The sequence below is a fragment of the Micromonospora sp. SL1-18 genome (genome assembly GCF_047921505.1).
In the GTDB taxonomy this organism is placed as follows: Bacteria; Actinomycetota; Actinomycetes; order Mycobacteriales; family Micromonosporaceae; genus Micromonospora.
Genome location: NZ_JBLROA010000044.1, coordinates 38,668 through 49,800 on the forward strand (window position 1 = coordinate 38,668; position 11,133 = coordinate 49,800).

The 11,133-nt window shown below is 70.4% G+C and carries 9 protein-coding genes; 2 read left to right on the forward strand and 7 right to left on the reverse strand.

Annotated features, from left to right (window positions below; translation table 11 throughout):
- Positions 1-164: 164 nt before the first annotated feature.
- Positions 165-1,019 (forward strand): hypothetical protein, encoded by an 855-nt coding sequence (locus ACNAW0_RS20520; protein WP_416289553.1) that lies wholly within the window; start codon positions 165-167, stop codon positions 1,017-1,019.
- Here the strand turns inward: ACNAW0_RS20520 and ACNAW0_RS20525 are convergent.
- The 7 genes from ACNAW0_RS20525 to ACNAW0_RS20555 form a co-directional block, all read right to left on the reverse strand.
- The gene (locus tag ACNAW0_RS20525) at positions 928-2,931 is read right to left on the reverse strand and encodes an AAA family ATPase (RefSeq protein WP_416289554.1); all 2,004 of its coding nucleotides are present in this window, start codon (positions 2,929-2,931) and stop codon (positions 928-930) included. The genes ACNAW0_RS20520 and ACNAW0_RS20525 overlap by 92 nt on opposite strands.
- A gap of 11 nt (positions 2,932-2,942) precedes the next feature.
- Positions 2,943-4,547 (reverse strand): DUF2201 family putative metallopeptidase, encoded by a 1,605-nt coding sequence (locus tag ACNAW0_RS20530; protein WP_416289555.1) that lies wholly within the window; start codon positions 4,545-4,547, stop codon positions 2,943-2,945.
- Positions 4,544-4,948, reverse strand: coding sequence for a hypothetical protein (locus ACNAW0_RS20535; protein WP_416289557.1), 405 nt, complete (start codon positions 4,946-4,948; stop codon positions 4,544-4,546). Before ACNAW0_RS20535 ends, ACNAW0_RS20530 begins: the two co-directional genes overlap by 4 nt.
- Positions 4,949-5,025: 77 nt before the next feature.
- A complete protein-coding gene (locus ACNAW0_RS20540) occupies positions 5,026-7,530 on the reverse strand; it encodes an FtsX-like permease family protein (protein WP_416289558.1) in 2,505 nt (834 codons plus the stop codon).
- Positions 7,527-8,246, reverse strand: coding sequence for an ABC transporter ATP-binding protein (locus ACNAW0_RS20545; RefSeq protein WP_416289559.1), 720 nt, complete (start codon positions 8,244-8,246; stop codon positions 7,527-7,529). The genes ACNAW0_RS20540 and ACNAW0_RS20545 overlap by 4 nt, the downstream gene beginning before the upstream one ends.
- Positions 8,243-8,839 carry a PadR family transcriptional regulator gene (locus ACNAW0_RS20550; RefSeq protein WP_416289560.1) on the reverse strand — a complete coding sequence of 199 codons (597 nt, stop codon included), beginning with the start codon at positions 8,837-8,839 and terminating at the stop codon, positions 8,243-8,245. Before ACNAW0_RS20550 ends, ACNAW0_RS20545 begins: the two co-directional genes overlap by 4 nt.
- Before the next feature lie 187 nt (positions 8,840-9,026).
- Positions 9,027-9,719: a hypothetical protein gene (locus ACNAW0_RS20555; protein ID WP_416289561.1), complete on the reverse strand. Its 693-nt coding sequence runs from the start codon at positions 9,717-9,719 to the stop codon at positions 9,027-9,029.
- Between the two features lie 409 nt (positions 9,720-10,128).
- Here ACNAW0_RS20555 and ACNAW0_RS20560 point away from each other — a divergent pair, with 409 nt between their 5' ends.
- Positions 10,129-10,887 carry a hypothetical protein gene (locus ACNAW0_RS20560; protein WP_416289562.1) on the forward strand — a complete coding sequence of 253 codons (759 nt, stop codon included), beginning with the start codon at positions 10,129-10,131 and terminating at the stop codon, positions 10,885-10,887.
- Positions 10,888-11,133: the final 246 nt, after the last annotated feature.

Here is an 11,133-nt window from a genome sequence, read left to right on the forward strand (position 1 = left end):
GGTGCCGGACCCCAAGAAGCGCGAGATCGCCATCGGGGTACGCCGGTTCGGCACGATCGGTGACGGCGATCCGGTCTTCGCCGAGTCGGACCTGGTACGGCTGGGCAGGGTGCTCCGCACCTTCTACTTCGACTCCGAAGCGGCAGTGGGCGACGCTCAGCCCGGTGCTCGAATCGGGGCAGGCGGACGTCGCGGTCGAGCTGCTCAAAGCCATCCGGATCCCCAGCGGGCTGCTCCAGTTGCGGATGCTGCTCGCGGTGGCCCGACGCGACGGCGTGACGGCGGCTCGTGAGGTGCTCGCCGCGGACCTCTCCGATCGGAGGTACAAGGCATCGGCGTGGGACCCGGCGGCCCACCAGGCGGCGCAGGCCGCTCTGGCGACGACGGATGGCGACGGCGACGGTGACGCGCAGTCGGTTCTCGATTTCCATTGGGCCGCCGCGGCGGTGCGGCGACTGGCCGACGTCGTCGCCGAATGGAGCGGCCCGGAACGCTGGATCAGCCGACTGCGCGAGGTGCCGCTACTCGGTGGCGGGGGGTTTGAGGCGAAACTCGACGCCGAACGCCACACTGTCGACTGGTCGTTGCTGCTGGAGGAGCACCAGCGGTCCGCCTTCCCGCAGGAAGTCGTCAAGTACCTGGAGAAGCTGCCGGGATACCCGCTGCGGCAGCGGTCCGGTGGCAGCTGGGCCGACAACGGGGACGACCACTGGCGCGATCTCGGAGCGGCGCTGGCGGCGGGCGAGACGACGCTCGACAACATCGTGGCCACCGCCCAGCCCGCTCGGGAGGTGCTCTGGGTCGCTGCACTGGGCTACCCCGACCGCGCGGCTGAGCAGCCTGGCTGGTGGCAGCGCCCGGACAACCCTCTGCCTTGGCTCTGCGCCGACCTGCTCGGCGCGGAGCTGGATGCCTGGCAGGTCGCGGTCACCCTGCTCGACGACTTCCCCGGCACTCTGCCAGAGCTGCTTGGTACCGCCGCCGCGGTGTCTGCGCCGACGCCGGCCGGGGCCGGCTGAGCGGGTACGCGGCGCCGAGTACCACCACGAGGGGCGGGGTCAACGTTTGCTGAGTTCCGACATCCGGGCCAGGGCGGCGATCCAGAAGCGTTGCCGTTCCGGGCTCTGGCCCACCAGGTACGTCGCCCGCAGCTTCGGCGGCAGGTACGGCAGCAGCGCGGCCACCACGTCGAGGTGCTTCTCCAACTGGGACACCTCGGCGTTGGAGAAGACCTGGTGCACCAGATCGGTGTCGTCGGTGCCCTCGTCGGACGCCTCGGAGGCCACCGCCAGCCGGGCCTCCCAGCTCGCCCGGTGCCGGGCGACCTCGGTGAGCCCGATCGTGGGGCGCTCGGCCAGTCTCGCCTCCAGCGCCGACAGCGGCACTGGGGCGTACTCGCCGTCGCCGAGGTAGACCAGGGCCGGCTGGAGCGGCATACCCACCCGGTGCAGTTTGATCAACCGTTCCAGGGTGCGCTTGGTGACCCAATCCCGCCCCTCGTCGTCGATATCGTTCTTCCACCACTCCAGCACCGTCTCGGCCGCCGTACGTCGAGATGAGCCACTCGTTGGCCGGGATGTCCTGCGGCCGTACCTCGTAGCTGACCGTGAACCGGCTCGCCTGGGCGATGTTGTTGCTGGCCACCAGGAGCTTCCGACCCAGGTGGTACGGCGGGTTCTGCAACGCCACCTGGGCGCGCAGGTTCGGGATCGCCCGCCCGGCGAGCGTCCACTCCTGGGTGATTTCCATCAGTTTGGCGAAGGTCGCCTTGTCCTTGGGGCGGTTGTACTCGTCCCAGACCAGTACCTTCGGCGCCGGGTCCAGCAACGTCCGAGCCAGCATCGCGTCGAGCTGGCCGTCCGGGGTGGGTACCGGCACGCAGAGGTCCTCGACATTGGTGACCGGCAGCGAGAAGTACACCGGCTCCCGACCGGTCTCCTCCCGGGCGATCTGCCGGGTGATCTCCGTCTTACCGCAGCCCGGCGGCCCCTGGAGCAGCACCGCCCAGCGGTTGGCGATCGCCGAGCGCAGGATCCGGCGTACCGGGTCGGGGACGGTCCCCGGATTCCGTACGCCGACCGCCGCCGCGATGCCGTCGAGGATCTCCGTGGTGCGGTCCCGGCGCTTCGAGCCCTTTTGGTCGACCAGGGCCAGCCGAGCGCCGTTCTGCAACGGCAAGCCCCAGGCCAACGGAAAGCCCTCCCGGGCACAGGAGAGTACGTGCTCCAGGGTGCGGGGCGAGAGCAGCCGACGCAGCGCCGGGCTCAGCGAGGCCCAGAGCCGGAACACCTCCCGCAGGTCCCAGTCGGGGAACCGCTCCGCCAACGCGTACCGCCAGCCGGTATCGTTCGCGGTGAGCCGGATGGTGACCATCCGGTCCAGGATCGCCAGGTCCGAGCGGCGTACGCTGGTCTCCGCCAGCGACTCGTTGTCGGTGAGGAACACCCCGACGCAGCCGAGCTGCCGCAGGTCGTACTCGCCCAGCGTCCAGTTGCAGGCGATCTGCATGAGCTGGGACTGCACCGTGTTGCCGGCCTGCAACGAGTCGTCGAGCAGCAGCACGAACGGCTGCCCCGGGGCCAACTGCCGCATGACCAGTTGCTGGAGCATCAGCTCGCCGCTGCGAGCGTCCCGGACCGGGGCGTTGACGAGCAGGTCGTCCGGGGTCAGGTTGGCCGCCGGCACCACCACCAGCGTGGTGTCGGGGTAACGCCGGGGCACGTACGACACGAACGTCGAGGTCTTGCCGATGCCGTGCTCACCGAAGATCTGGCCGGTCTGGCCGATCGCGATCATCGCGTCGATGAACCGCTCCAGCCGGGCCGCCGGGCCGTCCGCCGGCGGCTTCAGATAGGTGGCGTTCGGCGTGAAGCCCCGGCCGGCGTACGGCTGCTCCGGGGCGTCCATCCGAACGAGGTCCACAGTGCCCACCAGACGACTCCTCAAACCTGTTCTCCTGACCTGACCCGGTGGCAGGCCATCGGGGGTTGGTGCCGTTCCGGCCAGTCATCGCCGTCGTCAGTGATCAGCCAGATCCACCGGTCGGGCTGCACCGGGGTGACGGCGGACGCGTACCCGTCGGTCACCATGATGATCGCGTCGGGCTCCAGCTCGAACCGCTTGCCGTCGACCTCGGCCCGCCCCTCGACGTAGTCGACGACGTTCTGGAAGTTGGTACCGCCGCCACCGGTGACCCGCTCGCCCGGCACGAACGGCGTCACCCGGCCGTCGAAGCTGAGCCAGTGGCTCTCCACCCCGTCGGTCTGGCCGACCAGCGTGGTCAGCCACGTGACCACCTTGTCCGGCATCGAGCCCGACGTATCGAAGGCGACCAGCACCACCTTCGTGCGCTCGGGTCCGCGCCGCTGCAACATCGGTTCGTGCCCGAGGGCCAGCAGCACCCCGCCGTACTTCTTCGGGTAGACCAGCCGCTCGCCCTCGGACAGCTTCGACGCCAGCACGTCGGTCAGCCACGGCTGCCACCAGTCGATCCGCCGGGTACGCGGGGTGCTGCCCCGCAGCTTGTCCAGGCCCAGCCCACCCCAGAGCCGGGTGAGCCGTTCACCACCGTCCGCCGTCCGGTCCGCCAGGTCGAGCAGCTCGTCGCGGGCGGCCGGATTGCCGCGCAGCGCCGCCCGCATCACCTCCTGCAACACCTCGCCGGCCACCCGTTCGACGGTCTCGTCGTCCAGCGGCACGCCCCACCGGCCCCGACCGCGAACGCCGCCGCCACCGGTGCCAGCCCGCCCGCTGCCGTCGCCGTTACGGTCGGGCTCCCCATCCTCACCCTCGGACTCCTCGGCTCCGCCCCCGGGTTCCCGGTCGCCGTCCGGATCGCCGTCCAGGTGTATGCAGACCACCTCCGGCCACGCCAGAACGGTCATCCGCTTCAATTCCCCGTAGACGGTGAGATCGGTGTAGACGAAGTCGTCGTACGACAGGGGGTTCAGCTTCCGCGCCCGCAGGTCCGCCGCGTACGTCTGGTGCACCTCCCGAGGGCCGACCCCGACCGGCTCGGTGACCGGCTGGCCCGCGTCGTCGCGGGTCGTCTGGGTCGGCAGCGTGCTCCGCTCCAGCCGGCGCATTGCCACGTGGTTGATCGCGACCTCGGCGGCGAGTATGAACGCGGGGTCGTCCCGCAACTCCTCCTCCACGTGCAGATGCCGGTGCATCAGGTGCCGCGCCTCGTGGAACAGCACGAACTTGACCCCGTCCAGGTCCAGTGTGGTGAAGAAGTACGGGTTGTCGAGCAGGGCGCAGCCGCCGTCACCGGTGGCCACCACGGCGGCGGTGGGTACGGCGGTGGTGGCGATGTGGTGGTGGCACTTGGCGTACAGCCAGGACGCCACCACGCTCTGCCCGACGCCGAAGTCCAGCAGCGCGGACTCCTTCTCCCGGCGGGCCCGCTCCACCACCTCCGGGTCGGCCGGCTCTTCGGCAAGCAGGGCCCGCAGGTCGGACAGGTCGGCACCGCGCCGGACCCGATGCGCCCTGGAGCGCGGCGCCGGCCTGGTGCCGGTGGCCTGGTGGTGGTCGAGCCGCCTCATCGGGTGGCCCGTTCGGCGGTGGCGACCAACTCGGTGATCGTCCCGGAGAAGTTCGGCAGGAGGCGGAGCGCCAGCAGCCATGCGTCCAGGGTGCCGTCGATCGGGGCGACCAGGTCGGCCAGCAGCGCGCCGTCCGGCTTGACTTCGTCGAACGGCAACCGGTCACGGGCGCTGCCGGCGGTCGCGAGCTCGGCGAGCTGGATCAGCACCGACGGCTGCTGGTCGACCAGGCGCGGATTCTTCGCCAGCGCGAGGCGCAGCGCCCACCGGTCGCAGGCGGCCGCCGCCACCACCAGCGCCGGCGGCAGCGGATGGCGGGCCCGCTCGATCACCTCGATCACCGTGGCGTCCACCCGGCTTACGAACTCCTTCCATTCTCCCGGCGCTTCGAGTTGGATCATCCGAATAGGTGGACCGAGGCACCGTAGCCGCCGGGGGCGACATTCTCATGGCGCGTACGAACTTGTGGCCGCATCGTTCAGATGGTGCGTCGGGTGAGTGGGGGGCGGCCGCGGGCGAGGATCCCGGCGATGAGTGTGGCGAGTGCCGGCGGAGCGGTGGCGATGAGCAGGAGCGCGGGCCATGGGGTTTGCCAGTGGGTTTCGGTGTTGTAGCCGATGAAGCCGGCCGCGGGGCCGATGCCGGCGAGCAGGCCGAGGAGCGCGCCGAGCCCGACGATGAGCAGGGCTTGGGCCATGGTGATCCTTCGGCGGGTCCGGGGGGTGGCGCCGACCGCGGCCATGGTGGCGAGATCGCCGTGCAGTTCGGCTGCGGCCAGGCCGACCGCAACGGTGCTGGCGACGAGGGCCACCATCGCGCTGACCCCAGCAAGTAGGTAGAACATCGTGGTGGTCCTAGCGGTGTCTACCCTGGCTGTCACGGCGGCGGCGGTTATCGGCTGAGCCGGCGGGTGAGCGGCGGCCAGTTGGGCGCGGAGCAGCACGTCGTTGGCGGCGGCAAGCTCTGTTGCGCTTGGCATGCGATGGGTGTCGGCGACCACCATCCCGGGCGCGACGGCCAGCCCGAGCCGCTGCGCCGTTGCCGCTGTGACGACCAGTCCGGGTAGGTTGACGAAGTACTCCCCGTGGGCTGCCAGCGCGGCGGGCAGCGGTGCCGCAGGTTGGGCGTCGACCCCCAGCATGACGTGATCGCCCGCCATCAGGGTGTCGTTGAAGACGATCGCGCCGCCGTTGGCCAGGGTGGCCAGCTCGGCGGTGGTGGCGGCCCGCCCGGTGACCAGTCGGATCGTCTCAGCCCCGCCGACGGCAACGCTCAGCTGCTCGAGGCTGGCGAGCGGTGCGTGACCGATCGTCGGCTGCCTGGCCCGGGGCCCCGACGGGGTGGCCACCGCGTCCCCCTCCTCGGACAGGTGCTCGATCGGCATTGCGACATTGGTGGCGTTGGCTAGCACGACGATGTCGCGTGCAGGCAGAGCCGCGGCAAAGCGGCGGAGGCCGTCTTGGCCGAGCAGGTCGGCGGCTTCGGCGGGTAGCAGCACTTGGCCGGGGCGGGCCTCGATCCGCGTCGGGGTGGCGTCGCCGCGGGCTGCTCCGACCAGGGCCAGTGCGACGCTGCCGGCGATCGCTGCGGTGACGGCGGCCATCGCCGCCGCGGTCCGCATGCCGTGCCGCGCCGCGTGCCGCAACGCCAGCCGGCCGGACAGCGGCAGCGCGGCAGCGAGCCTCCCGGCGGCCCGGACGAGCGCAGGCGTGCAGGCCACCACACCGAGCAGCTGGGCAACCCCGCCGAGGGCCAGCACCTCCGGTCGACCCTCGGGGTTCCCGGACCACAGGAGCAGCCCGATGCCGGCGACGAGGAGAACCGCGCCACCACCCAGGCTGAGAAGGTCGGCCCGGGAGCGGGTCCGTTGGCCGCCGAGATCGGCGCGCACAGGCCGCCGTCCGGCCGTACGCGCTGGCAACCACGCTGCCAGCACGCCGGCCGCTACCGTCAATGCCGCAACCCCCACCACCGCCCACACCGGTACCGACACATTAATCAGCGGATGGTCGGCGATCAGCTCGATCGCTGGCCTGGCTGACGCGAAGGTCACCAGTCCCAGACCCGCTCCCGCGGCCGCCGCGCCCCCGCCTAGAAGTAGCCCTCCGGCGAGGATGATCCGGCGTACCTGCCGGGCGGTGGCACCCGCCGCGGCGATCAGAGCCAGTTCCCGCCGCTGCCGACGGGCACCCACCATGAACGCCGCCCCGGCCAGGAGCACCACCTGCGTCCCGGCGAAGCTGGCCACCAGCAGGGCCGCGGCGACCTCGACCGCCCGGTCGGCGGCGGTCGGTTCCATCCCCCGACGGTCCCGCCAGCCCAAGCCTGTGACGGTATCCGGGTCCGGCGGTGACCAGCCCTGCCCGGGGGGAAGCCCCACCATCAGCGCGGGCCGCACACCCGGCGACAACGGCGCCTCAGCCGGAACGAGCAGCCCGGCCTGCCGCAGTGACCGGCTCCAGTCCACCACTGCGACCACAGTGAGCCGGCGCTGCGGCATCCCGGCCTCGATCTGGCTCCCCAGACCGACGCCGAGTTCTTCAGCCAGTGGCTGGGTGACCGCCACCTCCGTCGTCCCGCGTGGTGCGCGTCCAGCCCGCACCACATACCGGCCCCGGTTGAGCGTGTCGGTGAGGTCGGTCGCCTCATACTCACGCGCCCGCAACCCGGTCGGACCTTGGACCACCGTCCGGCCCTGGACCAGGGGCGCGGTCCTGCTGCCCGCCGGCAGCGTGGCCCGCACCGCCTCCAGGTCGTCGGCGTCGACGATCAGGTCCGCTCGGCCCATCCCAAAGGTGATCTCTTGAGCCGAGGTGCCGCTCAGATTGGCCCAGCTCACCACCAGCACGGTGGCGGCGAAGGCCGGCAGGAAGAGCATGAGCAGGACCAGCCCGCTGCGTCCACGGTGACGCCACGCCGACCGGCGGGCGATCCGTAGCGCGGCGCGCCAGGAGCCAACGAACTCGCTGGCGGCCGGGCTCACGAGGAACGCCCCAGCAGCTGCTCCGGGGTTTCCCGGGTCGTGGCGTCGACCAGCCGGCCGTCACGCAGGAAGATCGTCCGGTCGGCCCAGCCGGCGTATCGCGGCTCGTGCGTCACCAGGACCCCGGCTGCTCCCGCGTCGATCCTGGCTCGCAGCACCTCGAGCACCGCCAGACTGGTCCGCGAGTCCAACGCGCCGGTCGGCTCATCGGCCAGCACCAGCCCGCGTTGTCCCACCAATGCCCGGGCAATTGCGATCCGCTGTTGCTGCCCGCCGGACAGTTGGTCAGGGAAACGGTCCGCCATGTCGCTCAGGCCCACCTCGGCCAGCGCCACGACAGCATCCCGCCGCGCCCTGCTGGCACCGACACCCGCCAGCTCGCGCGGCAGCGCCACGTTCTCCGCCGCAGTGAGGTCCGTGACCAGGTTGTAGTCCTGAAAGACGTAGCCGATCCGGTCCCGCCGCAACCGCGCCAACGCGGTCGCGTCGAGGCGGCCAAGCTCGACCCCCTCGACCTGCACCGACCCCGAGGTCGGTGCGTCGAGCCCGCCGGCAAGCGCCAGAAGAGTCGACTTACCAGAACCGGACGGGCCCATCACGGCAACGAGCTCACCCCGACTCACCTCGAAGCTGACCGCGTCGAGGGCGCGGACCACACCCTCCGGCGCGGGGTAGACCCGGCTGACCCCGGCAAAGCACAACACCGCCCGGCTCACTGGGACACCGTCCCGGCCGGCGCACTGTCCAGACCAGCTGACGCGGGAAGCCCCGCCCCGGCCTGCCGCCTGCGTCGCCGTAGGACCGTCGCCTCCACATGGTCAAGCCAGCGCATCTCACCTTCCAAGCCGAAGATCAGATGGTCGAGGAGAAGCAGCCAACCGACATCCCCGTCCGGATCAGCCCGGCGTCGCAACTGCGTGTAGTCACGCAGCTGCCGCATCGACTCCGTACGCTGCGACTGCACAACGGAGGCGACGTCCACATCAGGATCGGCCGCTGCCATCGCGAGTTTGATCGCCAGCTCGCTGCGTGGCCGGTCCGTGTCCGTGACCGGGGTGGCGAACCAGCCGGCCAACGCCTCCCGCCCCTGAGACGTGATCGCGTAGACCTCACGACCGCCGTCGTTACTGCCGACCGACGCCACGTAACCGTCCCGGACAAGCCGCTCCAACGTGGTGTAGACCTGCCCCACGTTGAGGGCCCACGTCCCCCCAGTCCGCACGTCGAACTCGGTCCTCAACTGATAGCCATACTTCGGGCCGTCGCCGAACAAAGCCAACAGCCCCCAACGCACCGCGTTCCTCTGCACGACATGCAACTTACCAAGTAACTACTTGCTTGGTAAGTACCTTCGGATATCCGCGCCAAGCGCAGTGGGTGACCACACCAGAGCCGACCTCCACCACGTCGCCGACGCACTCTCAGCGGGGCCGGCAGGGGCGTGGCTACTGCCCGACGAGGCGGTCCAGTTCGGTGATGGACGCAGCTATCGCGGGCTATGCGCGTAAGGCCGATAGAAGTAGCTCCGTGACCATCGTGGGTTGCGTGACCATCGCCAGGTGATCGGCGTCCACGCGCCGGACCAGGTACCCACATTCTTCTGCCTGCTGGGCGGTGGACTGGTACGCAGCGCTCAGTTGGAGGTAGATGTGCCTGGCGGAGTTCCACGACAAGCCTGGTGCGGGCAGCACCTCGGACACGACGTTCCACGGCAGCTCGGGTAGGCCGTGCAGCACCTGGCGCCGCTGGCCGGGATCGGGCAGGAGATCATCGAGGGAGTCGGCGGGGAACCAGGTGTCCCACGTCGGCAGCCGATTCGACACCGCTATTTCGCGCAGCCGCGTGGCCCGCTCCGGCGGCAGTGACCCGACCCAGCTTTGGCCTGGGTGCGGCAGGCGGGCGTCCAGGAAGACGACATCCAGCCGGTCGGTGCCGATCGCGTCGGTGATGCCGGGCAAGTAAGGCCCTGCGCGGCTGTGGCCGACGATGACGGTGGGCGTACCGGGTGCGACGCTGGCAGCCGCTGCCGCGCAGACCGCTGCGTGAAAGGACGGTGCCTCGATCAAAGGGTGAAGGTCTGGTACGGCCACGCGCCACCCCGCCGCTTTAAGGTGCGGCCGCAGGGCGTTCCACGTCGCCGAGGTGAGGAGTGGACTGTGGACGAGGAGCATCGTCGGTTCGGCGAGCACAGCTTATCCTGGTGCAGCCGGATGATGTTCCGGATCGCCTGGACAGCTGAGCGGTCCGCACCTGGTCGGCAACAGGTCGACGGACGGCGGGGGAGTGGTGTGCGACGTCGAGAGGCGTTTCCGCTGCTAGAAGACCATCAGGGCAGCTCCAGGTCGCCCATCTTGATCTTATAATCCCTCGCTCATCGAGTCAGCGGCGATCCGCCGACCTGGCCCTCCCGATGCTCAATGTTTGGCCCTGGCCCCTGCCGGCTGCTGTCAGTCTGTCGGTGCAAGGCCCGGTTGCCGCCGAGTCACTGCTGCTGATGCTTGCTGTTCGAGGGCCAATAGGAGTGAGTCAGCGCTCGGCGGTGGGCCGGTGCTGTTTTGGGCGGCCGAGGGTGTGGATGAGGTCGACTACGCTCCTGGCATGTTGGCCACGATCTCCGCCGTCACGGTCCGATACCGGCGGCCGATCCTCACCGTTGTGCTTGTCCTGGCCGTGGTCCTGGCCGTGGTCCGCCAGCTGTCACCCACGCTGGGCCTGATCCTGGCCATCGCGCCCATCCTCACCGGCCTGCTGCTGATGTTGCTGGCCCCGCTCGCCCTGCAGCGACCACGGCCGGCGGCCTTTCTGGTCAAGCCCGAGGTTCGGGCGTTCGCCACTGAACCGGGCGCGGTCCAGATCTACATGGCCGTGGGGCTCACGTTCTTGGCGTCCGCGCAGATGCTGAACACTGGCACTGGCCACGTGGTCAGCGTGGGCGTGTTCATGGTGTTGCAGTTCCTGCTCCTCGTCGCCGTCGGTCTCCAGCTTGCCGCCGGCTGGCGCGGTTCTTCGATCGAGCTACGGCCGGACGGTGTCTATCAACGCGACTTCGTCGGCTCCTTGATGGTGCCGTGGGAGGCCCTGGCACCCGGCCGCCCGTCCCGGCCCGCAGTCAAGGCCTCCACCCTGGCCCTGACCTACGCACAACCGGAACTGGCACGCCGCCGCGGCATCTTCCCCCTGGGCCGGCGGCGGTTGCGCATCGACAACATCCACCCGTGGTTCATCGCCGACACGATCCGGCACTACGTCGACCACCCGCAGCACCGGGCGGCGATCGGCGAACCAGCCGAATACCAACGGCTTTGGCATGCGTTGACGTCTGCGCCCACTGCCCCCGGCCATGGGCACGCTCCCTAGACCCAGGGTCAAACTTCCCAGAGCGTGCCGGGATTGGCTCAACCGTGGCAAGCGTACGCGGGGTCACGGTCGGCGATTCGCGTCTGCAGCCACCTGCTGGAGCGACGGTCACGGCGGCCATCGCGGCAGGCAGGGCGACGCAGGGCATGGAGGCGGTGGCTGCCGGCAGGATCTCCCGGCGCGGGACGACCTTGCCCCGGTCTCCGGCCTGGCGAGCGTCTCTGATTAGCTAAGCGATCCTGGGTC